This window comes from Clostridium sp. FP1 (assembly GCF_011065975.2).
GTDB lineage: Bacteria > Bacillota > Clostridia > Clostridiales > Clostridiaceae > Clostridium_AD > Clostridium_AD tagluense.
In genome coordinates, this window is sequence record NZ_JAAMNJ020000001.1 from 4,820,529 (window position 1) to 4,845,104 (window position 24,576).

Sequence of the window (24,576 nt, forward strand, 5' to 3'; positions counted from 1 at the left end):
ATCTCCTGGTAATAATTTATTTAAGGAATCCTTGGTAATGACGCATTACTAATTGTGATTCAAGTTGTCTTAATGTCTCAAGAGCAACATTTACCAAAATCAGTAACATTGTACCGCCAAAGTATATTCCCTTAAAGTTAGTAGCGCCCTCTATAATAATAGGGAATATTGCTATAACAGCCGCAAAAGTTCCTCCAATCATTGAAATCTTAGTCAATACCATATCGATATAAGTTGCGGTATTCGCACCCGGTCTAATCCCTGGTATAAAGCCTGATGATTTATGCATATTTTCAGCCATTTCATCTGGTTTAAATGTTACCTGAGTATAAAACCATGTAAAAAATACTACTAACACAAAATATACCGTGGCATATTTCCAACTGTTCTTTTCAAAAATGCTCCAAGGACTTCCCACAATAAATTTTGCAATTGAAGATGTCGGTTTAAGTTGTGCTATTGTTTCTGGGAATGTCATTACTGACATTGCAAAAATTATACCGATAACTCCAGATCCATTTACATTGATAGGAATATGTGTTGATTGTCCTTTGAAGGTTTTGTTTCCAACCGACTTCCCAGCATATTGGACAGGAATTCTTCTTTCACTTAAACTTGCTATTACTACTGCTACTAATAATGCTATAGCTACTACAATAAACATTATAACCTCTACAAAATTCACAGTTCCTGCCGTCTGGAGCCCAGCGATTTTATACACTAGAGTAGGTAACCCTGCTATAATATTAATAAAAATTATTAATGAAATACCATTTCCGATACCTTTACCAGTGATTTGTTCCCCTATCCACACCAAAAATGTTGATGCAGTTGTCATCGTTAGTATCACTAAAAATATAGTTAAACTAGAATTGCTTGAAAATGCTCCAGTACCTGAAATAATTGCATACATACCAAAAGCCTGTAGTGCTCCAAGTACTATTGAAGCATATCTAGTATAATCTTGTATCTTCTTTCGCCCTTCAAGACCCTCTTTAGAAAGTTGCTCTAAATAAGGAATTGCTATTACAAGTAATTGCATTATTATTGATGCATTTATGTATGGACCTACACCCATAGCAAAAATACTAAATTTACTTAATGCACCACCTGAAAGCATTTCGTAAAAACTAAATAATGTACCTCCATTACTAGTTAAGTCTAAAAGTTTACTAGCATCTACACCAGGAACAGGAATGAAAATACCCATCCTAACAATTGCAACCATAAGTAGTGTGAATATCATACGCTTTCTTAAATCCGGAACTTTCCAGGCATTACGTAGGGTTGATAACATTTATATCACCTCAACTTTTCCTCCAGCTGCCTCAATTTTCTCAGCTGCTGCTTTAGAGAATTTTGTTGCACTTACAGTTAAATTCTTTTCTAAGTTACCATTTCCAAGTATTTTAACTCCGTCATATACTTTTCTTATGACTCTTCTCTCTAATAGCAATTCTGGTGTGATTTCTGTACCATTTTCGAATATATTAAGTCTATCTACATTTATACATGCATATTCTTTTGCAAAAATATTAGTAAAACCTCTTTTAGGTAATCTTCTGTATAAAGGCATCTGACCTCCTTCAAATCCTGGTCTTGTTCCTCCACCTGATCTAGAGTTTTGTCCGTCTTGACCTCTTCCCGCAGTTTTACCCCAGCCTGTAGCAGTACCTCTACCAAGTCTTTTACGAGATTTTTTTGATCCTTCTGCAGGTTTTAAATCTTGAAGTTTCATGTAAACACCTCCTCGTTTTAAACTTCTTCTACTTTTAATAGATATATAACTTTGTTAATCATACCTCTGATTTGAGGAGTTTCCTCGTGCTCAACACTTTTTCTTATTTTTCTTAATCCTAGAGAATTACAAGTAGCAATATGTTCTTTTTTTCTACCTATTAAGCTCTTAACCAATGTTAGTTTTACTTTAGCCAAGGTTTTCCCCTCCTATCTTAATATTTCTTCTACAGTCTTGCCTCTTAGTTTAGCTACATCTTCTACTGTTCTTAATCTTGCTAAACCATCAATAGTGGCATTAACTACATTTCTTGCATTACTAGAGCCTAAAGATTTAGCTCTAACATCTTTTAATCCTGATAATTCTAGAACTGCTCTAACTGGTCCACCGGCTAAAACTCCTGTACCTTCAGCACCAGGCATTATGTGTATAACGGAAGTACCGAATTTACCATCAATAGTATGAGGTATAGTTGATCCAACCATAGCTACTGTTACTAAGTTCTTCTTAGCATCTTCTATTCCTTTTCTAATTGCTTCAGGAATTTCTACAGATTTACCCATTCCCACGCCAACGTGTCCGTTTTCGTCTCCAACAACAACTAATGCGCTGAATCTGAAGTTTCTTCCACCTTTAACAACCTTAGCAACTCTGTTTATATTAACTACTTTTTCTTTAAGATCTAATGTGCTAGGATCTATCTTCATGTGTTTCCCTCCTTTTCTTAGAATTTAAGCCCTGCTTCTCTTGCTCCTTCAGCTAGGTTTTGTACTCTACCGTGGTATACATATCCACCTCTGTCGAATACTACTTCTTCTATTCCTTTTTCAAGTGCTCTTTCAGCAACCATTTTTCCAACTAATTTTGCCGCTTCTTTATTGCTTCCTATTTTTAATTCGAAAGCTTTATCTACGCTTGAAGCAGAAACTAATGTGATTTGAGCAACATCATCTATTACTTGAGCATATATATTCTTTTCACTTCTATATACAGCTAATCTAGGTCTTTGCGCTGTACCAGAAATCTTTTTACGTACTCTAAGATGACGCTTAACTCTTGATTTTTGTCTATCTTCTTTCTTGAACACATCATTCACTCCTTCCTACTTATTTACCTGTTTTACCTTCCTTACGTCTAACAACTTCATCAGAATATCTGATTCCTTTGCCTTTGTAAGGTTCTGGTTTTCTCCAAGTTCTAATGTCTGCTGCAACAGCTCCAACTAATTGCTTATCAATACCTTTTACTATTATTTTATTAGCATCAGGTAGTTCAAATTGGATTCCTGCAACTGCATCTATTTCAACTGGATGTGAATATCCAAGATTTAATGTTATTTTAGATCCTTTTAATTGAGCTCTGTAACCAACACCAACTAACTCAAGTGTTTTTTGGTATCCTTCTGTAACTCCAATAATCATATTATTAATTAATGATCTTGTAAGTCCGTGAAGAGCTCTATGCTCTTTTACATCGCTTGGTCTTGAAACTACCAAAATATTGTCTTCTATAGCTATATTCATTTTAGTACTCATGTTCTGAGTTAACTCACCTTTTGGTCCTTTTACATTCACAACATTCGTTGGTGAAACTGTAACAGTTACTCCACTCGGTATAGCTACTGGAAGTCTTCCGATTCTTGACATACTTACACCTCCTGCATTGTTTTTTAGATACATAACAATTACTAATTGCTATGTTTTCTATATTACTTTTAAGTACTAACCAATTCTTAATTGTTTATTCTCTATATTACCATGAGAACATAACAATTTTGCTTTTCCCTAAATTATCTATTATAACTATGTACATAACAAACCAATTTCGTTATGCCTTAGAATTATTATACTACCAAATGTAACAAATAACTTCTCCGCCTAGTCCTAATTTTCTAGCATCTCTATCTGCTACTAAGCCTTTTGAAGTTGATATTATAGCAACTCCAAGTCCATTCAATACTTTTGGAATATCCTCATTTTTAGAATATACTCTTAAACCTGGTTTAGATATTCTCTTAAGACCAGTGATAACTCTTTCCTTGTTTTGACCATACTTCATTGCAAGTCTCATCATTGGAACAACGCCATCATTATACTCTTCAATGTTTTTAAGATATCCTTCTTGAAGCAATATATTTGCAATTTCCTTCTTTATAGTTGATGAAGGTACTTCTACTATTTCGTGTCTTACAACATTTGCATTTCTTATACGTGTTAGCAAATCTGCGATTGGGTCAGTCATAACCATTTTTTGTGCCTCCTTTCATTAGAATGTTCTAATTACCAACTTGCTTTTCTGCAACCAGGAATTTCTCCCTTGTGTGCAAGTTCTCTAAAACAGATACGGCATATACCAAATTTTTGTAATACAGAATGCGGTCTCCCACAAAGTCTGCATCTTGTATAAGCTCTAGTTGAAAATTTAGGTTCTTTTTTCCACTTTTCTATTAACGCCTTACGTGCCATATGTTTACCTCCTTATTATTGAGCAAATGGCATTCCAAGGAATCTTAGTAACTCTCTTGCTTCCTCGTCTGTCTTTGCAGTAGTAACGAATATTATATCCATTCCTCTTATCTTATCAATTTTATCATATTCTATTTCAGGGAATATAAGTTGTTCTTTAACACCTATAGCATAATTACCTCTTCCGTCAAATGCTTTAGAAGAAGCTCCTCTAAAATCTCTAACTCTAGGTAATGCAACGTTCATTAATTTGTCAGCAAATTCGAACATTTGAGCTTTTCTTAATGTAACTTTACAACCTATTGGCATGTTTTCTCTTAGTTTAAAATTAGCTATAGATTTCTTTGCTCTTGTTATAACTGGTTTTTGACCTGCTATAATTTGCATATCACTAACAGCTGCATCTAAAACTTTAGAATTATCTTTTGCTTCTCCGACTCCCATATTTAAAACTATCTTTTCAAGCTTTGGTACTTCCATTATGTTTTTATATCCGAATTTTTCCATTAAAGCTTGAACTACTTCATTTTCGTATTTTTCTTGTAGCCTTGAACTCATATGTTAAACCTCCTTTCAGAAATTAAAATGTTTCTCCACACTTCTTGCAAATCCTAACCTTAGTTCCATCATCTAGAATTTTGCTACTTATTCTTGTTACATTTTTACATTTTGTGCAATATAGCATAACTTTTGAAGCATTTATAGCTGCTTCTCTGTGAACTATTCCACCTTGCATGTTCTGTTTGCTTGGTTTTTGATGTTTTGTAACCACGCTAACATCTTTAACTAAAACTTTTCCAGTTTTAGGATATACCGCTAAGACTTCACTTATTTTGCCTTTGTCTTTACCTGAAATTACCATTACTGAATCTTTTTTTCTTACGTGCACTTTTTTAACTGCCATGTTAGACACCTCCTATCTTATAGAACTTCAGGCGCTAGTGATAAAATCTTACTGAAGTCTTTATCTCTTAACTCTCTTGCAACAGGTCCGAATATACGAGTACCTTTTGGGGTCTTGTCATCTTTAATAATAACAGCTGCATTATCATCAAATTTGACGTATGATCCATCGGCTCTTCTTACACCTTTTGCTGATCTAACTATAACTGCCTTAACTACTTCACCTTTTTTAACAACTCCACCTGGTGTTGCACTTTTTACGCTGGCAACTATTGTATCACTGATGTTTCCCCATTTTCTTTTGGAACCACCTAACACTCTAATACACATAATTTCTTTTGCACCAGAATTATCTGCAACCTTCAATCTAGTTTGCTGTTGTATCATATCAAATACCCTCCTTCCAGTTCTTAAATTGTAATATTATTTAGCTTTTTCAACTATTCCAGTAATTCTCCATCTTTTATCCTTGGATAATGGTCTAGTTTCCATAATTGACACTTTATCATTAATTTGAGCTTCATTATTTTCATCATGAGCCTTAAATTTTGTTGTTTTATTAATTATCTTTCCGTATAATGGATGACGAACTTTTGTTTCAATTGCTACAACTATTGTCTTATCCATTTTATCGGAAACTACTCTACCTATTCTTGTCTTTCTATTGTTTCTTTCCACAAGAGCAACCTCCTTTCAGTTTTACTGTTCTAAAGACCTTATTTCTTCTTGTCTAAGGATGGTCTTAATTTGGGCTATAGATTTTTTAACCTGCTTAATTCTCATAGGGTTCTCTAGTTGTCCTGTAGCTAACTGAAATCTAAGGTTAAACAATTCTGCCTTTAAATCAGACATTCTTACTTGTAAATCTTGAGGATTACTTTGTCTTAATTCATTTAATTCATTAGCCTTCATTGAGTTCACCACCCATTTCCTCAAAATCTTTTCTAGATACAAACTTAGTTTTAATTGGAAGTTTGTGTGAAGCAAGTCTCATTGCCTCTCTAGCTGCTTCTTCTGTTACTCCTGCAATTTCAAATAACACTCTGCCTGGCTTAACAACTGCTACCCAATATTCTACTGATCCTTTACCGGAACCCATACGAGTTTCAGCTGGTTTTTCAGTTACTGGCTTGTCAGGGAAGATTTTTATCCAAACCTGACCTCCTCTTTTTACATATCTATTGATAGCAACTCTGGCAGATTCTATTTGATTACTTTTAACCCAACCACATTCTGTAGCTTGCAATGCATAATCACCGTATGCAATAAAGTTTCCTCTTGTAGCCTTTCCTCGCATTTTACCGCGATGAACCTTACGATGTTTAGTCCTCTTAGGCATTAACATGTTTTATTCCTCCTTCCTTACACTTCTATGCGTTTACTTCTTCCTTAACGATTTTCTTTGTAGGAAGAACCTCACCTCTATATACCCAAACCTTTACGCCAATTTTTCCATATACAGTATTTGCTTCTGCAAATCCATAATCTATATCAGCTCTCAATGTTTGGCATGGAATTGTACCTTCATGATAGTGTTCTGTTCTAGCTATTTCTGCTCCGCCAAGTCTTCCTGCACATGCAGTTTTAACTCCCTTAACGCCAGTTCTCATAGCTCTTTGAATTGTTTGTTTCATTGCTCTTCTAAAAGAAATTCTCTTTTCTAATTGAGACGCAACACTTTCTGCCATTAATTGAGCATTGTTTTCTGCTTGCTTTACTTCCACGATATTAATTAAAACATTTTTATCTGTTATAATTTTTTTCATGTCTTGCTTTATAACTTCAATTCCAGAACCGCCTCTACCAATAACCATTCCTGGTTTAGCAGTGTTTATGTTGATTTTAACTCTTTTAGCAGCTCTTTCGATTTCGATTTTAGAAATTCCAGCTGTATAGAGTTTGCTTTTTAAGAATTCTCTAATCTTAAAATCTTCAACAAGATTATCTGAAAAATTCTTTTTATCTGCGTACCATTTAGAATTCCAATCTTTTATTACACCAACTCTAAAGCCGTGTGGATTTACTTTTTGTCCCAAGTTATATCCCTCCTTCTTATAATCTTTCTGTAACTGTTATAGTTACATGGCTAGATCTTTTTCTTATTCTATAAGCTCTTCCTTGTGCACGCGGTCTAAATCTCTTAAGTGTTGGACCTTGACATGCATAGGCATTATTAACATATAATCTACTAACATCTAAGTTTAAATTATTTTCTGCATTTGCTACAGCTGATTTTAGAACTTTAGTTACTACATCAGCTGCATTTTTGGAAGTATATTGTAATATAGCAAAAGCCTCATTTACATTTTTACCTCTTATTAAATCAAGAACAATCCCGATTTTCATTGAGGACGTTCGCACATATTTAGCTATAGCTTTAGCCTCCATTGATTGTTTCCTCCTTCCGACACTATCTTACTCTACTTGTTTTTTCCTTATCAATGTGTCCTTTGAATGTTCTAGTTAGAGCGAATTCTCCTAATTTATGTCCTACCATATCTTCTAAAACATAAACTGGTACGTGTTTTCTTCCATCATGTACAGCAATAGTATGACCTATCATTTGTGGAAAAATAGTAGAAGCTCTTGACCAAGTTTTTATAACTTTCTTCTCGCCAGTTTTGTTCATTTCATTTATTCTGCTTAACAGAATTTCTTGTATAAACGGTCCTTTTTTAACTGATCTACTCACCTTTGTGGCCTCCCTTCATAAAACTTAACCATAGATTCGAAGAGAAATAAAATCCTCCCCAAACTATTTCTTATTTTTTCCCTTAACAATAAACTTGTCAGAGTATTTTTTAGTTTTTCTAGTTTTATATCCCAGTGCCGGTTTACCCCAAGGAGTCATCGGACTAGCGTGACCTACTGGTGACTTACCTTCTCCACCACCATGTGGATGATCGTTAGGATTCATTACAGAACCTCTGACTGTAGGTCTGAAACCTAAATGCCTTTTTCTTCCTGCTTTACCTATGTTAACAATATCATGAGTTACATTAGAAACTGTTCCTATAGTAGCTCTACAGTTTAATCTTATATATCTCACTTCTCCACTTGGAAGTCTTACTTGAGCATACTCTCCTTCTTTAGCCATAAGTTGCGCTGAAGAACCTGCTGATCTTACAAGCTGAGCACCTTTTCCAACCTGAAGTTCTATATTATGAATTGTAGAACCTAATGGTATGTTGCTTATTGGAAGTGTATTTCCAACTTTTATGTCAGAATCAGCACCTGATACAATTACATCTCCAACTTTTAATCCTACTGGAGCGATTATGTATCTTTTTTCACCATCAGCATATACAACAAGAGCTATGTAAGCAGATCTATTTGGATCATACTCAATTGTGGAAACTTTTGCTGGAATACCATCTTTAGTTCTTTTGAAATCTATTAGTCTGTATGCTTGTTTTGCTCCACCACCACGGTGACGAACAGTTATTTTACCTTGGTTATTTCTACCACCTGATCTTTTTGTGCTTACAAGAAGTGATTTTAGTGGCTTATCTGTAGTTATTTCTGCAAAATCAGCCATAGTCATATTTCTTCTTGAAGGCGTGGTTGGTCTAAATTTCTTAATCGCCATTTGATTTCCCTCCTTTTTCTTCGCTTATCTGGCCTCTGCCAATACCTGCTTAATAGTTACATTCCATCAAAAAACTCAATTGTCTTGCTTTCTGTTGTTAAAGTAACAATAGCTTTTTTAAAGTCAGCTCTTTTTCCAACGTGAACTCCAACTCTCTTAGTTTTACCCATGTTTCTTAGAGTTCTTACATTTTCAACTTTGACTCCAAATACTTCTTCTACTGCTTTTTTAACTTGAGTTTTATTGGCATGAATGTCAACTATAAAGGTGTATTTTTTATCAGCCATTACAGCCATACTTTTTTCAGTAATTATCGGTTTTCTTATAATATCATGGCTAGTTAGCTTCATTATATATACACCTCCTCAATTTTAGATACAGCATCCTTTGTAACTATGAATTTCTCATACTTCAATATATCATAAACATTTAAGTTGTTTACTGGGGATACTTGCACTCCAGGTATGTTTCTTGCTGATTTATAGACATTTTCATTTGATTTTTCAACAACTATTAAAGTTTTTTTAGTTCCAAAAGCGGTTAAAATCTCTAACATTGCTTTAGTTTTTGGTGAATCAAATTCTAAACTATCTATAACTATCATTTCATTTTCAGCTACTTTAGCTGATAACGCTGATTTGAAAGCAACTCTTCTCATTGACTTTGGTACTGACATACGGTAATCTCTTGGCTTTGGAGCAAATACTATACCACCATGTATCCATTGTGGCGCTCTAATCGAACCTTGTCTTGCTCTACCAGTTCCCTTTTGTCTCCAAGGCTTTATTCCACCGCCTCGAACTTCAGCTCTTGTTTTAGCCGATTGAGTTCCTTGTCTTTTGTTTGCTAATTGTGCTACTACAACTTGGTGCATAGCATTCATGTTGATTTCAACTCCGAATATACTTTCATTAAGTTGAATATCTCCAATTTTTTGTGCTTGTTTATTAAATAAATCTAATGTAAGCATTCTGCATCCTCCTTCCTTTTAAAGTTACGCTTTAACAGCATTTCTTATTACAACTGTGCCTTTGTTTGGACCTGGTATACCACCTTTAATTAATATAATGTTCTTTTCAGGCATTACTTTAACTATTTCAAGGTTTATTACTGTTGTATTAACATTACCCATGTGTCCTGGCATATGTTTATTTTTAAATGTTTTTGATGGATCGGAAGATGCTCCCATTGATCCAACTGCTCTATGGAATTTAGAACCGTGACTCATTGGTCCTCTAGATGCATTCCATCTCTTAATTACACCTTGGAATCCTTTTCCTTTAGAAATTCCTGATACGTCAATTCTATCTCCAGCAGCAAATATATCTGCTTTAAATTCTTGACCTACTTCATAAGCACTTATATCTTCCATTCTAAATTCTTTCACGAATCTTTTTAAAGATGTTCCTGCTTTAGCAAATTGTCCTTGCATTGGTTTGTTAACTAATTTCTCTCTTATGTCTCCAAAACCAACTTTAATTGCATTGTAACCATCATTTTCGATAGTTTTCTTTTGAATAACAACACATGGACCTGCTTCAACAACTGTTACTGGAACAACTCTTCTATTTTCATCAAATATTTGAGTCATACCAAGTTTTTTACCCATTATTGCTTTTTTCATGAAAATACACCTCCTACTTATTAGCGGACCACAAGGTGATCATAATAGTTAGTAATAGTTATCTATTACTTACGCACAGTGAATTACACTTATACGCTTATAGTTTTATTTCGATATCAACACCAGCTGGTAAGTCGAGTCTCATTAGAGCGTCAACAGTTTTAGGTGATGGACTAATTATATCTATTAGTCTTTTATGAGTTCTTATTTCAAATTGTTCTCTTGAATCTTTGTATTTGTGTGGAGCTCTTAATACTGTAATTACGTCTTTTTCTGTAGGTAGTGGTACTGGACCAGCTACTTTAGCTCCTGTACTTTTAGCTGTCTGAACAATTTTCTCAGCTGATTGATCTAAGATATTGTGATCAAAAGCCTTTAATCTGATTCTAATTTTTTGTTTAATCATTAATATTCCCTCCTTTTCATCGCACGCTTTACTTCTTACGTGCAACAGCGGATGTTCTGTAAACTGTTCCGGGTGTTGCATGCAATAAATGCATAGAACAATCTCAGGAACCCCGTCGCCCGATTCAAGATCAGGACATGCTCGGTGAAGAATAACCCGGAAGTCCGGCAACCTCTTACCTCATCGCTGTTACCACAATACAACTACTAAAGTATACAACATATTTTTTGCTTTGACAAGTATTTTTTCACTATTATTTTATAATTTTTACATTGGTGATTTCTGATTATATTTCCACATATGTTTTATGGTATTTAAAAGGAGAAGAGCGTCCTCTTCTCCTTAATAATAAAAGCTTTTATTATTATAAATCTTCATCAATTGATAATTATATATACTTTAAAATTATTATTTAACTATTGAAGTAACAACTCCTGAACCTACTGTTCTTCCGCCTTCTCTAATAGCGAATCTTAATCCTTCATCCATTGCCACTTGAGTAATTAATTCAACATTCATATCTATGTGATCTCCTGGCATTACCATTTCCATCCCGTCTGGTAATTTGATTGATCCAGTTACATCAGTTGTTCTGAAGTAAAATTGTGGTCTATATCCGTCGAAGAATGGAGTATGTCTTCCGCCTTCTTCTTTTTTAAGTACATATACTTGACCTACAAATTTATCATGTGGATGTATTGAACCTGGTTTTGAAAGTACTTGACCTCTTTGAATATCAGTTCTTTGTACTCCTCTTAATAATGCTCCGATGTTGTCTCCTGCCATTGCTTGGTCTAGAAGCTTTCTAAACATCTCAACTCCAGTACATACAACTTTTCTTTTATCTTCGCTGAGTCCAACGATTTCTACTTCTTCTCCAACCTTAAGTATACCAGTTTCAACTCTTCCTGTAGCAACTGTTCCTCTACCTGTAATTGTGAATACATCTTCTACTGGCATTAAGAATGGTTTATCTGTTGCTCTTGTTGGTGTTGGAATGTAAGTATCTACAGCTTCCATTAATTCCAATATGCATTTTGATGCTTCTTCGTCTGTTGGATTTTCTAATGCTTTTAATGCTGATCCTGTTACTATTGGAATATCATCACCTGGGAAGTCATACTCACTTAATAGTTCTCTTACTTCCATTTCAACAAGCTCTAATAATTCTGGATCATCTACCATATCTGCTTTGTTTAAGAATACTACTATATATCCTACTCCAACTCTGCTTGCTAATAGTATATGTTCTCTTGTTTGAGGCATTGGGCCATCTGCTGCACTAACAACTAGAATTGCTCCATCCATTTGTGCTGCTCCTGTGATCATGTTCTTTACATAATCTGCATGTCCTGGGCAATCAACGTGTGCATAATGTCTATTTGCTGTTTCATACTCAACATGTGCGGTATTGATTGTAATTCCTCTTTCTCTTTCCTCTGGCGCTTTGTCAATTTGGTCAAACTTGGATGCTTGTGCTAAGCCCTTAGTTGCAAGTACTGCTGTTATTGCTGCTGTTAATGTTGTCTTGCCGTGATCTACGTGTCCTATTGTTCCAATGTTTACATGCGGTTTGGTTCTTTCAAATTTTGCTTTTGCCATTTTGTATTCCTCCTTATATTTACATATTATCTTATATTTAAATTATTGTTTATTTTCTATAACTTGTTCTTGAATACCCTTTGGAACTGGTTCATATGCAGCAAATTCCATACTGTATACCCCTCTACCTTGAGTTCTTGATCTAAGTGTTGTAGAATATCCAAACATTTCTGATAATGGAACCATCGCTCTAATAACTTGAGCACCTGATTGCGCTTCCATTCCTTCTATTCTACCCCTTCTTGAATTAAGGTCACCCATAACGTCTCCCATGTATTCTTCTGGTACAGTTACTTCAACCTTCATTATTGGCTCTAAGAGTACTGGATCTGCTTTAGCCATAGCATTCTTGAATGCCATAGATCCAGCAACTTTAAATGCCATTTCATTAGAGTCAACATCATGGTATGATCCATCGACAACTTTAACTTTGAAGTTAAGAACTGGGTATCCACCAAGAATACCATTCTTTGATGCTTCCTTAATTCCGTTCTCTATTGGAGATATAAATTCTTTTGGAATAGATCCACCAACAGTAGCATTTTCAAAGGAATAAGGTTCGCTAGTTGGTATTAACTCTATCCAACAATGTCCGTATTGTCCACGTCCACCTGATTGTTTAATGTATTTACCTTCTGCTTTAACTGCTTTACGTATTGTTTCTTTATAAGCTACTTGTGGTTTACCTACATTACATTCAACTTTAAATTCTCTTTGAAGTCTATCAACGATTATTTCAAGATGAAGTTCGCCCATACCACCAATTATTGTTTGGCCTGTTTCTTGATCAGTATGAGTTTTAAAAGTAGGATCTTCTTCAGAAAGCTTTGCAAGAGACATACCCATTCTTTCTTGCCCTGCTTTTGTTTTTGGCTCAATAGCTACATGAATAACTGGATCTGGAAAATCCATGGTTTCAAACAATATTGGATGATCTTCATCACATAATGTTTCTCCAGTGGTTGTATTTTTCAGTCCGATTATCGCACCTAATTCACCTGCACGTAATTCATCAACTTCTTCTCTGTGATTAGCATGCATTTTAACTAGTCTACCAACTCTTTCTTTTTTACCTTTGTTAGCATTTAATACATATGTACCAGTTTTCATTATGCCAGAATAAATTCTTGCAAAACAAAGTCTACCAACAAAAGGATCTGTAGCAATTTTGAATGCTAATGCTGCCATTGGCTCATCATCACTTGGGTGTCTTTCCATTTCTGCTCCATCATCAACATCCTGGCCTTTAATAGCTGGTATGTCAAGCGGTGACGGCATATAATCTATAACCGCATCTATCATCATTTGAACACCTTTATTTTTGTATGAAGATCCACAAATTACAGGTACTATTTCATTATTAATTACACCTTTTCTTAATGCTGCTTTTAATTCTTCTTCTGTTATTTCTTCACCATCAAGATATTTCATCATAAGCTCTTCATCTAGTTCAGCTATCGCTTCAACCATAGCTGCTCTATATTCTTGTGTTAATTCTTTCATATCCTCTGGAATTTCTATTTCTTCTATTTCTCTTCCTAGATCATCTTTATAAACTTCTGCAACATTTCTAATTAAATCTATAATACCTAGGAAAACATCTTCTTTTCCTATTGGAAGTTGTATTGGAACTGCATTAGCATTAAGTCTTTCTCTCATCATCCCAACAACTCTATAGAAATCTGCACCCATTATATCCATTTTGTTAACATATGCCATTCTTGGAACTTTATACTTAGTAGCTTGTCTCCACACTGTTTCAGATTGTGGTTCAACTCCACCTTTTGCACAGAATACAGAAACTGCGCCATCAAGAACTCTTAAAGATCTCTCAACCTCAACTGTAAAATCTACGTGCCCTGGTGTATCAATAATATTTATATTATGATCTTTCCAAAAACAAGTTGTAGCCGCAGAAGTTATTGTTATACCTCTTTCTTGTTCTTGAACCATCCAATCCATTGTAGCTCCGCCATCATGAACTTCGCCAATCTTATGCGTTTTTCCTGTATAGAATAATATACGCTCAGTAGTTGTTGTTTTACCAGCATCAATATGAGCCATAATACCTATATTACGGAATTTATCCAAAGTATATTCTCTACCCACTTATTTGTTCCTCCTCTCAATCAGTGATTTTAAATTTGACAAAACTGTCTTGGCAAAGCCAAAACAGTTTTGATATTAATATCTGTAATGAGCAAAAGCCTTGTTAGCTTCAGCCATTTTATGAGTATCTTCTCTTTTCTTCACTGCTGCTCCAGTATTGTTTGAAGCTTCCATTAATTCATTAGCAAGTTTTTCTCTTGCATACTTCTCGCCTCTTTTATCTGTAGCAATAAGTAACCATCTCAATCCCAATGTTTGTCTTCTCTCAGGTCTAACTTCGATAGGCACTTGATAATTAGCTCCACCTATTCTTCTAGCTTTTACTTCGAGTAATGGCATAATGTTAGTTAATGCCGTTTCAAACACCTCTAATGGATCTTTACCTGTTTTTTCTTTAATTATGTCAAAAGCCTCATAGCATATTTTTTGTGCTACTCCTCTTTTTCCATCTTCCATTACATTGTTTATTAACTTTGTAACGACTTTGCTATTGTACATAGGATCTGGTAATACATCTCTTTTCGCAATATATCCTTTTCTTGGCACTTTTCTTCCCTCCTTAACAATTTAAATTAGCTCATAGGTACTCAGTATCTCTACCGCAAAGCGCTCTGTACTTCGCAAATGTATGTAAATAAAATTATCATATATATAAATGCTGAAGACATTGCACCCCAACTCAAAGCATTATTTTTTTTGCTTTGGTTTTTTAGTCCCGTATTTAGATCTACTTTGTAGTCTGTTAGCAACTCCAGCTGAGTCTAATGTCCCTCTGATGATGTGATATCTAACTCCTGGTAAATCTTTAACTTTTCCACCTCTTATAAGTACAACACTGTGTTCTTGTAAGTTGTGGCCTACACCTGGTATATAAGCAGTAACTTCGTATCCATTTGTAAGTCTAACTCTTGCTACTTTTCTTAATGCAGAGTTCGGCTTTTTAGGTGTTGTTGTTTTAACTACTGTACAAACGCCTCTTTTTTGTGGACACTCTTTTAATGCTGGTGAAGCTGACTTTGTTACTAATGTCTTTCTGCCTTTTCTTACTAATTGGTTAATAGTTGGCATGTTTTCACCTCCTTATTTTTATAAGCTCATGTTCATTTATATCAATGCACTGTAACATAACTCAAGGCCATGTTACCGCATGGATATATCTATATTATTTAGTTGCTAGCATTAATTTAATCTTCTAGAAGCAATGCTGTTGCTGATGCAACATCTATGTCACAAAGATTCCCTAGTTCCTTCATTGTGTCTACAAATATTATTTGTAGGGAATTAACTTTGGCTAGTTTTAAAATAGGATCAGTAATATTAGTATCAGCATCTTTGGCTATATATAAAACTTTACCCTGGTTATTCTTTAACGCTTTTAGGGTTTGTTTAATTCCAACGACCCTCTGACCTACAAGTTTACCTACCATGTCTATCCCTCCTCATAATTAAAATCGCAAGATATATCTATTTGTGATATATCTACTCGATTAAAGTCACACACAAGGTGTATTTTATCATTTTAGCATCACCCTGTCAACTAGTTATAGCTTATACTTCTAAATCATTTTCAATTTCTACCTTCTCATCATCTTCAGTATTGATTTTTATTGTTCTATATCTTGTCATTCCAGTACCAGCAGGTATTAGCTTACCAATTATTACATTTTCTTTTAATCCCAGCAATGGATCGATTTTACCTTTAATTGCTGCATCAGTAAGTACTCTTGTAGTTTCTTGGAATGAAGCCGCTGATAAGAATGATTCTGTTGCAAGTGCTGCTTTAGTAATACCCAATAGAGATATTTTTCCCTCAGCAGGTACTCCGCCTTCAGATTCAATCTTAGCATTAGCATCTTCAAATGTAAAGATGTCTACTAGATTTCCTGGAAGTAGCTCAGTATCGCCAGACTCCTCAACTTTTACTTTTCTTGTCATCTGTCTTACAACAACTTCTAAATGCTTATCATTAATATCAACACCTTGAAGTCTATAAACTTTCTGAACTTCAGATGAAAGATAATTTTTAACTCCATTAACGCCTTTGATTCTTAAGATATCGTGTGGGTTAACTGATCCTTCAATTATCTCATCTCCAGCTTCAATTTTATCGCCATTTGCAACTTTTAACCTTGATCCAAATGGTATGTCATAACTAAACTCTTCTCCTGAATCAGAAATTACAATTACAACTCTCTTTTTCTTAGTATCTTCCATTTTAACTGAACCACATACATCACTTACTATTGCAAGACCCTTTGGTTTTCTAGCTTCAAATAATTCCTCAACTCTTGGAAGACCTTGAGTTATATCTGATCCCGCTACTCCACCTGTATGGAATGTTCTCATTGTAAGTTGTGTTCCCGGTTCTCCTATGGATTGAGCTGCAATTATACCTACGGCTTCTCCAATATTAATCTTTTGTGAAGTTGCCATATTCATTCCATAACAGTGTGCACAAACACCAATTTTAGCTTTGCATGTAAATACTGATCTAATCATAACTTTTTTTACACCAGACTTTTGAACGGCTTCTGCCAGTGTAATATTCATGTATTCATTTTTCGGTACTATTATCTCTCCCGTTTTTGGATGAATAATGTCTTCTGCAGTATATCTTCCAGTAAGTCTCTCAACTAACTGTTCAATTACTTCACTTCCATCACAAATCTCTGAAACTTCAAAACCTTCAGTTGTACCACAATCTTCATGTCTAACTATAACATCCTGGCATACATCAACAAGTCTTCTTGTTAAATACCCTGAATCGGCTGTCTTAAGTGCTGTATCTGCATTACCTTTTCTAGCTCCATGAGTTGAGATAAAGTATTCTAATACATCTAGCCCATCTCTAAAAGACGCTCTAATAGGTAACTCGATAATCTTACCAGATGGATTAGCCATAAGGCCTCTCATACCTGCTAATTGTTTGATCTGACTCTTAGATCCTCTGGCACCAGAATCTGCCATCATGAATATTGGATTAAATTTATCCAAACTATCCATTAGTGCATTTGCTACATCTTCTGTAGTCTTAGTCCATTTTTCAATTACTCTTTCATATCTTTCTTCCTCAGATATAAATCCTCTTCGATACATCTTCTCTATTTTTTCTACAGTTGCATCTGCATCTGCAAGTAATGCCTTTTTAGCCTCTGGAACCACCATATCTGATGTAGCAACCGTAATTGCTCCAATTGTTGAATAGTGATATCCTGTAGCCTTTATTTTATCTAGCATTTTAGAGGTTTCTGAAGGACCATATTTTAAGTAGCATTTATCTATAATACTACCAAGATTTTTTTTACTTACCAAGAAATCTATCTCAAACTTTAATTCATTTCCAGGTATGCTTCTATCAATAAATCCTAAATCCTGAGGTATCGTTTCATTAAAGATTAATTTTCCTGGTGTAGTTTCTATAACAGAAGTTATACTAATACCATCAACTACTCCAGTCATCTTAACTTTAATTCTAGCATGGATATCAATATCCTTTACTGAATAAGCCATTATTACTTCATCTGGTGATGAGAATGCTCTTCCCTCACCTTTAGCACCAGCTTTATCAATAGTTAAGTAATATGCACCTAAAACCATATCTTGAGTAGGTACGCAAACCGGTTTACCATCTGAAGGTTTCATGATATTATGTGCAGCAAGCATTAAGAACCTTGCTTCAGCTTGAGCTTCAACAGATAGAGGTACGTGTACCGCCATTTGATCTCCGTCAAAGTCAGCATTGTAAGCTGTGCATACAAGTGGATGTAGTTTAATAGCTCTACCTTCTACAAGTACAGGTTGGAAGGCTTGAATACCTAATCTATGAAGTGTAGGGGCACGATTTAGTAATACTGGATGGTCGGATATCACTTCTTCAAGTACATCCCATACTTGAGGCATAACCCTCTCTACCATTCGCTTAGCGCTCTTGATATTATGAGCTACTCCACTTCCAACTAGCTTTTTCATAACAAAAGGCTTAAATAATTCTAAAGCCATTTCTTTCGGAAGACCACATTGATACATTTGCAATTCTGGTCCAACAACTATAACTGAACGGCCTGAGTAATCAACACGTTTTCCAAGTAAGTTTTGTCTGAATCTTCCTTGTTTTCCTTTTAACATGTCAGATAGAGATTTTAAAGGTCTATTCCCTGGTCCTGTAACTGGCCTTCCTCTTCTTCCATTATCAATTAATGCATCTACAGCTTCTTGAAGCATTCTTTTTTCATTTCTAACAATTATATCTGGAGCTCCCAAATCTAGAAGCTTTTTCAATCTATTGTTTCTGTTTATTACTCTTCTATACAAATCATTTAGATCAGAAGTAGCAAATCTTCCTCCATCTAATTGTACCATTGGCCTTAAATCAGGAGGTATTACTGGGATTACATCAATTATTATCCACTCAGGTTTATTTTTAGATTTTCTGAAGGATTCTGTCACATCCAGTCTTCTTATACTTCTAATTCTCTTTTGTCCTGTGCTTGTTTTTAAATCTTCCTTCAATTCCTTAGATAATTCTTCCAGGTTTATATCTTGTAACAGTACTTTTACAGATTCTGCACCCATACCAGCTACAAAACTATCATTTCCAAACTTATCGATAGCTTCTCTATATTCTTTTTCACTAAGGATTTGTTTCTTTAGTAGTGATGTTTCTTTTGGATCCAATACTACATAAGAAGCAAAATAAAGAATCTTTTCTAGAGATCTAGGTGACATATCTAAAATAAGTCCCATACGAGATGGTATTCCTTTAAAATACCAAATGTGAGAAACTGGAGCAGCAAGTTCAATATGACCCATTCTTTCACGTCTTACTTTGGATTTTGTAACTTCAACGCCACACCTATCACAAACTATTCCCTTATATCTTACTCTCTTATATTTTCCACAGTGACATTCCCAATCCTTAATTGGTCCAAATATTCTTTCACAAAAAAGTCCATCTCTTTCAGGTTTTAAAGTTCTATAGTTTATAGTCTCAGGTTTTTTAACTTCACCTTTTGACCATTCTCTGATTTGCTCCGGTGATGCTAATCCTATTTGAATAGCATCGAAATTATTAAATTCAAACAAGGGTACATCCTCCCTTCATATTAATGTTCATCATTAAAATCATTTAATTCTAAGTCTTCACCAAATTCTTCTAAGGGTATTTCATCGTAATTTATATCAATGTCTACTTCTTCGTCATCATCGATAAGTTCAATGTACTCTTCCGTTGGTGCCTCAGGAATTATATCTTCTGATCCTTCTATGTTAACATTTAAATTTAATTCTTCAATTTCATCATCAACTGATTCTTTCAGTTTGATTTCTTCTAAATCGTCAGTAAGAACTTTAACGTTCAAACATAACGCTTGTAGTTCTTTTATAAGAACTTTAAAGGATTCAGGCACGCCAGGTTCTGGAATATTTTCGCCTTTAACTATCGCTTCATAAGTTTTAACTCTACCTACAACATCATCAGATTTAACTGTTAAAATTTCTTGCAGAGTATGAGCTGAACCATAGGCTTCTAGTGCCCAAACTTCCATTTCTCCAAATCTTTGGCCACCAAACTGAGCTTTACCACCTAATGGTTGCTGAGTTACTAGAGAATATGGACCTGTTGACCTAGCATGTATTTTATCATCAACCAAATGATGTAGTTTTAAGATGTACATATATCCAACAGTAACTCTGCTATCAAATGCTTCTCCTGTTCTTCCATCATATAAGTCAGTTTTTCCATCTGCATGGTATCCCGCTTTTTCCAGACATGCTTCAATTTCTTCCTCAAGAGCACCATCAAATACTGGTGTTGCAATATGCCAACCAAGTTCACTAGCTGCCCAACCTAAGTGAACTTCTAATACCTGGCCTATATTCATACGTGAAGGAACCCCAAGCGGATTTAGGCATATTTGAAGTGGCCTTCCATCAGGTAAAAACGGCATATCTTCTACAGGTAATACTCTAGAGATAACCCCTTTATTACCATGTCTTCCTGCCATCTTATCTCCTACAGATATCTTTCTTTTTTGAGCTATATAACATCTAACTAGTTCATTTACACCTGGTGGAAGTTCGTCACCATTTTCTCTAGTGAACACTTTAACGTCAACTATTATTCCAGCTTCGCCATGTGGCACTCTAAGTGATGTATCTCTTACTTCTCTTGCCTTTTCACCAAATATTGCTCTTAATAATCTTTCCTCTGCTGTAAGTTCTGTTTCTCCCTTAGGAGTTACTTTTCCAACTAGGATATCTCCAGATCTTACTTCAGCACCTATTCTTATTATTCCGCCCTCATCTATGTCTTTAAGTGCATCTTCGCCGACATTAGGAATGTCTCTAGTTATTTCTTCTGGTCCTAGTTTCGTGTCTCTTGCTTCTGATTCATATTCTTCAATATGAACTGAAGTAAATATATCATCACGAACAAGTTCTTCAGATATTAACATTGCATCCTCATAGTTATAGCCTTCCCAAGTTACAAACCCAATACGAATGTTCTTACCTAAAGCTATTTCTCCAAGGTCCGTTGAAGGTCCATCTGCGAGTACTGTATTTACTTCAACTTTTTCACCTTTATTAACTATAGGTCTTTGATTTATACATGTACCTTGATTGGATCTCTTAAACTTAAGAATTTTATAGGTATCTAGCTCATTATCTGAGTCTCTTCTTACCTTAATTTCATTTGCACTTACATACTCAACTACACCTGCATTTTTAGCCTTTGGAAGAACACCTGAATCTACTGCCGCTCTGTATTCTATCCCTGTACCAACAAATGGCGCTTGAGATTTTAATAGTGGTACTGCTTGACGTTGCATATTAGAACCCATTAGAGCACGACTGGCATCATCATTTTCAAGAAAAGGAATCATTGCTGTAGCAACAGAAACTATTTGCCTTGGTGATATATCCATAAGATCTACTTCTTCTTTTGGAACAACCATTACTTCCTGCTTAGCTCTTACAGTTACTTTTTTATCTACGAAAGTACCATCTTCACCAATTGGTTCGCTTGCCTGTGCTACTAAATATAAATCTTCTTCATCTGCAGTCATATAAATAATTTTTTTTGTAACTACTAATGTTTTCTTATCAACAACCCTATATGGTGTTTCAATAAAACCATATTCATTTACTTTAGCATAACTAGCAAGAGAGTTAATAAGTCCTATGTTGGGTCCTTCTGGAGTTTCTATAGGACACATTCTACCATAATGGGAGTAATGAACGTCTCTAACTTCAAACCCAGCTCTTTCTCTTGAAAGTCCACCTGGTCCTAGTGCAGATAATCTTCTTTTATTGGTAAGTTCTGATAACGGATTTGTTTGATCCATGAATTGAGAAAGTTGTGAACTTCCAAAAAATTCTTTTATAGCTGCAGCTACTGGCCTGATGTTTATAAGTGCTTGAGGCGTTATTCCTTCTTGGTCCTGAATTGTCATTCTTTCTTTTACAACTCGTTCCATTCTAGATAATCCTATTCTAAATTGGTTCTGTAAAAGTTCTCCTACAGATCTAATTCTTCTATTTCCTAAATGATCAATATCATCAATATAACCGATATCATAAGTTAGTCCTAACTCGTAGCTCACTGTAGCATACATATCATCTTTAATTATATGTTTTGGTATTAATCTACTTTTATTAATTTTAATTTGCTCTTTAATTGCTTCTTCGTCACTGAAATTATCTAATATTCCTTTTAAGGTTGGATAGTGAACCATTTCCCTAATATTAAGATCAGATATATCAAATTTAACTACTTTATTAATGTTGACAAAGTTATTTCCTATAACTCTTATTACTTTATCCTCTACTTGAAGATCTACTACATTGATTCCCAAGTTTTGAATGTCTAGAGCAGTTTCTCTGTCTATTTTTTCATCTTTTTCAACTATAACTTCACCAGTTATAGGGTTAACAATATTCTCAGCAGCAATTTGGTTTGCAATTCTGTGATTAATTGATAACTTCTTATTAAACTTGTATCTACCAACTCTTGATAAATCATATCTTTTTGCATCAAAGAATAATGAATCAATAAGAGATACCGCACTATCCACTGTAGGTGGTTCGCCTGGTCTTAGCCTCTTATATATTTCTATCAGCGCTTCTTCTCTTGTTTTTGTATTGTCTTTTTCTATGGTTGCTGTTAGTCTTTCTTCCTCACCTAATAATTCGTGTAAGTCTAAATCACTACCATTATCCATCATAGCTCTAGCCAAAATACTTATAGGCAGCTTTCTTGTCTTGTCAATCCTAATATAAACAATATCATTAGAATCTGTTTCATACTCAAGCCATGCTCCTCTATTTGGAATTACTGTTGAGGAGTAAAGTTTTTTTCCTGTTTTATCAACAGAATAATTGTAGTAAACCCCTGGAGATCTAACTAATTGACTTACTATAACTCTTTCCGCTCCATTAATAACAAATGTTCCTTGAGGTGTCATAAGTGGGAAATCTCCCATAAAGACTTCTTGCTCTTTGATTTCACCAGTTTCATTATTACGCAATCTAACTTTAACTTTTAGAGGAGCTGCGTATGTTGTATCTCTTTCTTTACATTGTTCTTCCGAATACTTGATATTATCTGTATCCAGTTTGTATCCTACAAACTCTAGAACAAGATTTCCTGTATAATCCTGAATAGGATTTATATCGTCAAAAACCTCTTGAAGTCCTTCTTTTAAAAACCAATTATAAGAGTCTAACTGTATTTCAATTAAATTCGGCATATTAGTTACTTCTCTTATTTTTGAAAAACTCATTCTTGTTCTTTTACCTAATTGGACAGGATGTACCATCAGCTTTCACCCCTTGTATAAACTAAAATAACCAAAAACACACCTTCCCCTAGGACTTTGTGTTTCTGGATTCACACATTTTCATCATGTTATTATAACCATTTTTGTTAATTTAATTCACTTTTATCAGTAATTACATTTTTTTTAATGATAAACTACTAATTTCCAGTGCATTATGCTATATTATCATAATTATATTTCTATGTCAACATAACATTTCAAAAAAAGGGCACTCTTAATAAAAAGTACCCTCATTTTATAATAAAATTATTTTATTTCTACTCCGCCGCCAACTTCTTCAAGTTTAGCTTTTATAGATTCAGCATCTTCTTTGTTTACAGCTTCTTTAATTGTTTTAGGAGCTCCATCAACTATATCTTTAGCTTCTTTTAATCCAAGTCCTGTTAATTCTCTAACAATTTTAATAACTTTAATTTTGTTAGGGCCAGCACTAGCTAAAATTACATCAAATTCAGTTTTTTCTTCAGTAGAAGCTGTAGCAGTTCCTGCAACTGCAACTGGTGCTGCAGCACTTACGCCAAATTCCTCTTCGCAAGCTTTTACCAATTCATTTAATTCTAAAACACTCATATCTTTTACAGCTTGAATAATTTCTTCTCTTGTCATTATAAATGCACCTCCGAATTTTTTTCATATATATATTTTATTTTTTTTAATAGTTTGAATCAATCAAAATTATTTGTTTCAGCTTAATAATTTTAAAATTACTCTGCTAATTCTTTTTGTTCTTTAATTGAGTTCAATACGTATGCAAGATTTGATATTGGAGCTTTGAAGCTTCCAAGTAATTTTGCAATAAGAACATTTCTTGGTGGTATTGATGCCAATTGATTAACTTGAGCAGCATCAAATATTTCTCCTTGGATTATAGCTGCTTTAAGCTCTAATTTCTTATGAGTTTTTGCAAATTCATTTAAAATTCTAGCTGCAACTGTTGGTTCTTCATATCCGAATGCTATTGAAATAGAACCTTTTAGGTGTGTTACTATACCTTCAATTCCTAATTCTCTAGCTGCTAGAATAACTAGTGTGTTTTTATAAACTTTATATTCCACTCCAGCTTCTCTAAGGTTTTTTCTTAGTAGTGTATCATCTTCTACATTTAGACCTTGATATTGGCTAAGTACTACACCTTGAGCTTTTTCTAATTTTTCTTTTATTTCTGCTACTTTAGCTTCTTTTAATTGTCTATTATTGCTTAACACTGTGTATGCACCTCCTCACAGTTTTTAACTGCTTTATAAAAAATAAGATCTCTCCGCAGACACGAAGAGACCTAATATCCGTACAAAAGTACATTTAT

The 24,576-nt window shown here is 34.4% G+C and carries 31 protein-coding genes and 1 other annotated feature (1 of these 32 cut by a window edge); all 31 genes read right to left on the bottom strand.

Annotated features, from left to right (window positions below):
• Positions 1–16: 16 nt before the first annotated feature.
• Positions 17–1,297, bottom strand: a complete 1,281-nt coding sequence (secY, locus tag G9F70_RS22850; protein ID WP_164946778.1) for a preprotein translocase subunit SecY — start codon at positions 1,295–1,297, stop codon at positions 17–19.
• On the bottom strand, positions 1,298–1,738 hold the full coding sequence (gene rplO / locus G9F70_RS22855) for a 50S ribosomal protein L15 (protein ID WP_125002894.1): 441 nt from the start codon (positions 1,736–1,738) through the stop codon (positions 1,298–1,300).
• A 17-nt stretch (positions 1,739–1,755) separates the two neighbouring features.
• Positions 1,756–1,935 carry a 50S ribosomal protein L30 gene (gene rpmD / locus G9F70_RS22860; RefSeq protein ID WP_125002892.1) on the bottom strand — a complete coding sequence of 60 codons (180 nt, stop codon included), beginning with the start codon at positions 1,933–1,935 and terminating at the stop codon, positions 1,756–1,758.
• Between the two features lie 12 nt (positions 1,936–1,947).
• Positions 1,948–2,445, bottom strand: a complete 498-nt coding sequence (gene rpsE / locus G9F70_RS22865) for a 30S ribosomal protein S5 (RefSeq protein WP_125002890.1) — start codon at positions 2,443–2,445, stop codon at positions 1,948–1,950.
• Between the two features lie 17 nt (positions 2,446–2,462).
• On the bottom strand, positions 2,463–2,825 hold the full coding sequence (rplR, locus tag G9F70_RS22870) for a 50S ribosomal protein L18 (RefSeq protein WP_125002888.1): 363 nt from the start codon (positions 2,823–2,825) through the stop codon (positions 2,463–2,465).
• A 19-nt stretch (positions 2,826–2,844) separates the two neighbouring features.
• Entirely contained in the window at positions 2,845–3,384 is a 540-nt protein-coding gene (rplF, locus tag G9F70_RS22875) for a 50S ribosomal protein L6 (RefSeq protein WP_125002886.1), read from the bottom strand.
• A 202-nt stretch (positions 3,385–3,586) separates the two neighbouring features.
• Positions 3,587–3,985: a 30S ribosomal protein S8 gene (rpsH, locus tag G9F70_RS22880; RefSeq protein ID WP_125002884.1), complete on the bottom strand. Its 399-nt coding sequence runs from the start codon at positions 3,983–3,985 to the stop codon at positions 3,587–3,589.
• 32 nt (positions 3,986–4,017) lie between these two features.
• A complete protein-coding gene (locus G9F70_RS22885; protein ID WP_125002882.1) occupies positions 4,018–4,203 on the bottom strand; it encodes a type Z 30S ribosomal protein S14 in 186 nt (61 codons plus the stop codon).
• 15 nt (positions 4,204–4,218) lie between these two features.
• Entirely contained in the window at positions 4,219–4,761 is a 543-nt protein-coding gene (gene rplE / locus G9F70_RS22890) for a 50S ribosomal protein L5 (RefSeq protein WP_164946779.1), read from the bottom strand.
• 22 nt (positions 4,762–4,783) lie between these two features.
• Entirely contained in the window at positions 4,784–5,107 is a 324-nt protein-coding gene (gene rplX, locus G9F70_RS22895; protein WP_164946780.1) for a 50S ribosomal protein L24, read from the bottom strand.
• 17 nt (positions 5,108–5,124) lie between these two features.
• Positions 5,125–5,493, bottom strand: a complete 369-nt coding sequence (rplN, locus tag G9F70_RS22900) for a 50S ribosomal protein L14 (RefSeq protein WP_125002876.1) — start codon at positions 5,491–5,493, stop codon at positions 5,125–5,127.
• Positions 5,494–5,529: 36 nt separating this feature from the next.
• Positions 5,530–5,784, bottom strand: a complete 255-nt coding sequence (rpsQ, locus tag G9F70_RS22905) for a 30S ribosomal protein S17 (RefSeq protein WP_125002874.1) — start codon at positions 5,782–5,784, stop codon at positions 5,530–5,532.
• A 21-nt stretch (positions 5,785–5,805) separates the two neighbouring features.
• A complete protein-coding gene (rpmC, locus tag G9F70_RS22910) occupies positions 5,806–6,018 on the bottom strand; it encodes a 50S ribosomal protein L29 (RefSeq protein WP_125002872.1) in 213 nt (70 codons plus the stop codon).
• Positions 6,008–6,451 carry a 50S ribosomal protein L16 gene (gene rplP, locus G9F70_RS22915; protein WP_164946781.1) on the bottom strand — a complete coding sequence of 148 codons (444 nt, stop codon included), beginning with the start codon at positions 6,449–6,451 and terminating at the stop codon, positions 6,008–6,010. The genes rpmC and rplP overlap by 11 nt, the downstream gene beginning before the upstream one ends.
• Before the next feature lie 25 nt (positions 6,452–6,476).
• Positions 6,477–7,142 carry a 30S ribosomal protein S3 gene (rpsC, locus tag G9F70_RS22920; RefSeq protein WP_164946782.1) on the bottom strand — a complete coding sequence of 222 codons (666 nt, stop codon included), beginning with the start codon at positions 7,140–7,142 and terminating at the stop codon, positions 6,477–6,479.
• 16 nt (positions 7,143–7,158) lie between these two features.
• A complete protein-coding gene (gene rplV / locus G9F70_RS22925) occupies positions 7,159–7,494 on the bottom strand; it encodes a 50S ribosomal protein L22 (protein ID WP_125002865.1) in 336 nt (111 codons plus the stop codon).
• A 22-nt stretch (positions 7,495–7,516) separates the two neighbouring features.
• On the bottom strand, positions 7,517–7,798 hold the full coding sequence (rpsS, locus tag G9F70_RS22930) for a 30S ribosomal protein S19 (protein ID WP_125002863.1): 282 nt from the start codon (positions 7,796–7,798) through the stop codon (positions 7,517–7,519).
• A gap of 63 nt (positions 7,799–7,861) precedes the next feature.
• A complete protein-coding gene (gene rplB / locus G9F70_RS22935; RefSeq protein ID WP_164946783.1) occupies positions 7,862–8,695 on the bottom strand; it encodes a 50S ribosomal protein L2 in 834 nt (277 codons plus the stop codon).
• 56 nt (positions 8,696–8,751) lie between these two features.
• Positions 8,752–9,045 (bottom strand): 50S ribosomal protein L23, encoded by a 294-nt coding sequence (gene rplW / locus G9F70_RS22940; protein ID WP_125002859.1) that lies wholly within the window; start codon positions 9,043–9,045, stop codon positions 8,752–8,754.
• A complete protein-coding gene (gene rplD, locus G9F70_RS22945) occupies positions 9,045–9,665 on the bottom strand; it encodes a 50S ribosomal protein L4 (RefSeq protein WP_125002858.1) in 621 nt (206 codons plus the stop codon). The genes rplW and rplD overlap by 1 nt, the downstream gene beginning before the upstream one ends.
• A gap of 24 nt (positions 9,666–9,689) precedes the next feature.
• Positions 9,690–10,319: a 50S ribosomal protein L3 gene (gene rplC, locus G9F70_RS22950; protein WP_125002856.1), complete on the bottom strand. Its 630-nt coding sequence runs from the start codon at positions 10,317–10,319 to the stop codon at positions 9,690–9,692.
• A gap of 97 nt (positions 10,320–10,416) precedes the next feature.
• Positions 10,417–10,725: a 30S ribosomal protein S10 gene (rpsJ, locus tag G9F70_RS22955; RefSeq protein WP_071614633.1), complete on the bottom strand. Its 309-nt coding sequence runs from the start codon at positions 10,723–10,725 to the stop codon at positions 10,417–10,419.
• A 408-nt stretch (positions 10,726–11,133) separates the two neighbouring features.
• Entirely contained in the window at positions 11,134–12,327 is a 1,194-nt protein-coding gene (tuf, locus tag G9F70_RS22960) for an elongation factor Tu (RefSeq protein WP_224617749.1), read from the bottom strand.
• A 42-nt stretch (positions 12,328–12,369) separates the two neighbouring features.
• Positions 12,370–14,436: an elongation factor G gene (gene fusA / locus G9F70_RS22965; RefSeq protein ID WP_164947759.1), complete on the bottom strand. Its 2,067-nt coding sequence runs from the start codon at positions 14,434–14,436 to the stop codon at positions 12,370–12,372.
• A gap of 75 nt (positions 14,437–14,511) precedes the next feature.
• The gene (rpsG, locus tag G9F70_RS22970; RefSeq protein WP_125002850.1) at positions 14,512–14,982 is read right to left on the bottom strand and encodes a 30S ribosomal protein S7; all 471 of its coding nucleotides are present in this window, start codon (positions 14,980–14,982) and stop codon (positions 14,512–14,514) included.
• 141 nt (positions 14,983–15,123) lie between these two features.
• Positions 15,124–15,504: a 30S ribosomal protein S12 gene (gene rpsL / locus G9F70_RS22975; protein ID WP_164947758.1), complete on the bottom strand. Its 381-nt coding sequence runs from the start codon at positions 15,502–15,504 to the stop codon at positions 15,124–15,126.
• Positions 15,505–15,620: 116 nt separating this feature from the next.
• Positions 15,621–15,863, bottom strand: a complete 243-nt coding sequence (locus tag G9F70_RS22980; protein ID WP_164947757.1) for a ribosomal L7Ae/L30e/S12e/Gadd45 family protein — start codon at positions 15,861–15,863, stop codon at positions 15,621–15,623.
• A gap of 121 nt (positions 15,864–15,984) precedes the next feature.
• Positions 15,985–19,518 (bottom strand): DNA-directed RNA polymerase subunit beta', encoded by a 3,534-nt coding sequence (gene rpoC, locus G9F70_RS22985; protein ID WP_164947756.1) that lies wholly within the window; start codon positions 19,516–19,518, stop codon positions 15,985–15,987.
• Between the two features lie 20 nt (positions 19,519–19,538).
• Complete coding sequence (rpoB, locus tag G9F70_RS22990; RefSeq protein ID WP_164947755.1) at positions 19,539–23,252, bottom strand: DNA-directed RNA polymerase subunit beta; 3,714 nt, start codon at positions 23,250–23,252, stop codon at positions 19,539–19,541.
• A gap of 267 nt (positions 23,253–23,519) precedes the next feature.
• A complete protein-coding gene (gene rplL, locus G9F70_RS22995; RefSeq protein ID WP_164947754.1) occupies positions 23,520–23,879 on the bottom strand; it encodes a 50S ribosomal protein L7/L12 in 360 nt (119 codons plus the stop codon).
• A gap of 98 nt (positions 23,880–23,977) precedes the next feature.
• Positions 23,978–24,478, bottom strand: a complete 501-nt coding sequence (rplJ, locus tag G9F70_RS23000; protein ID WP_125002838.1) for a 50S ribosomal protein L10 — start codon at positions 24,476–24,478, stop codon at positions 23,978–23,980.
• A 33-nt stretch (positions 24,479–24,511) separates the two neighbouring features.
• Positions 24,512–24,576: a sequence feature (ribosomal protein L10 leader region), on the bottom strand; it runs 72 nt beyond the window's last position.

Coding starts and splice junctions, on each gene's coding strand:
- rplC (WP_125002856.1), bottom strand. CDS start 10,319: ATGAAAAAAGCAATAATGGGTAAAAAACTTGGTATGACTCAAATATTT.
- rpsJ (WP_071614633.1), bottom strand. CDS start 10,725: ATGATTAAACAAAAAATTAGAATCAGATTAAAGGCTTTTGATCACAAT.
- rpsL (WP_164947758.1), bottom strand. CDS start 15,504: ATGCCAACTATTAACCAATTAGTAAGAAAAGGCAGAAAGACATTAGTA.
- rpoB (WP_164947755.1), bottom strand. CDS start 23,252: ATGGTACATCCTGTCCAATTAGGTAAAAGAACAAGAATGAGTTTTTCA.
- rplX (WP_164946780.1), bottom strand. CDS start 5,107: ATGGCAGTTAAAAAAGTGCACGTAAGAAAAAAAGATTCAGTAATGGTA.
- rpsE (WP_125002890.1), bottom strand. CDS start 2,445: ATGAAGATAGATCCTAGCACATTAGATCTTAAAGAAAAAGTAGTTAAT.
- rplP (WP_164946781.1), bottom strand. CDS start 6,451: ATGTTAATGCCTAAGAGGACTAAACATCGTAAGGTTCATCGCGGTAAA.
- tuf (WP_224617749.1), bottom strand. CDS start 12,327: ATGGCAAAAGCAAAATTTGAAAGAACCAAACCGCATGTAAACATTGGA.
- G9F70_RS22885 (WP_125002882.1), bottom strand. CDS start 4,203: ATGGCACGTAAGGCGTTAATAGAAAAGTGGAAAAAAGAACCTAAATTT.
- rpsH (WP_125002884.1), bottom strand. CDS start 3,985: ATGGTTATGACTGACCCAATCGCAGATTTGCTAACACGTATAAGAAAT.
- rplN (WP_125002876.1), bottom strand. CDS start 5,493: ATGATACAACAGCAAACTAGATTGAAGGTTGCAGATAATTCTGGTGCA.
- rplW (WP_125002859.1), bottom strand. CDS start 9,045: ATGAAGCTAACTAGCCATGATATTATAAGAAAACCGATAATTACTGAA.
- rplL (WP_164947754.1), bottom strand. CDS start 23,879: ATGACAAGAGAAGAAATTATTCAAGCTGTAAAAGATATGAGTGTTTTA.
- rplV (WP_125002865.1), bottom strand. CDS start 7,494: ATGGAGGCTAAAGCTATAGCTAAATATGTGCGAACGTCCTCAATGAAA.
- rplE (WP_164946779.1), bottom strand. CDS start 4,761: ATGAGTTCAAGGCTACAAGAAAAATACGAAAATGAAGTAGTTCAAGCT.
- rplF (WP_125002886.1), bottom strand. CDS start 3,384: ATGTCAAGAATCGGAAGACTTCCAGTAGCTATACCGAGTGGAGTAACT.
- secY (WP_164946778.1), bottom strand. CDS start 1,297: ATGTTATCAACCCTACGTAATGCCTGGAAAGTTCCGGATTTAAGAAAG.
- rplD (WP_125002858.1), bottom strand. CDS start 9,665: ATGCTTACATTAGATTTATTTAATAAACAAGCACAAAAAATTGGAGAT.
- rpmC (WP_125002872.1), bottom strand. CDS start 6,018: ATGAAGGCTAATGAATTAAATGAATTAAGACAAAGTAATCCTCAAGAT.
- rplO (WP_125002894.1), bottom strand. CDS start 1,738: ATGAAACTTCAAGATTTAAAACCTGCAGAAGGATCAAAAAAATCTCGT.
- rplB (WP_164946783.1), bottom strand. CDS start 8,695: ATGGCGATTAAGAAATTTAGACCAACCACGCCTTCAAGAAGAAATATG.
- G9F70_RS22980 (WP_164947757.1), bottom strand. CDS start 15,863: ATGGTAGGTAAACTTGTAGGTCAGAGGGTCGTTGGAATTAAACAAACC.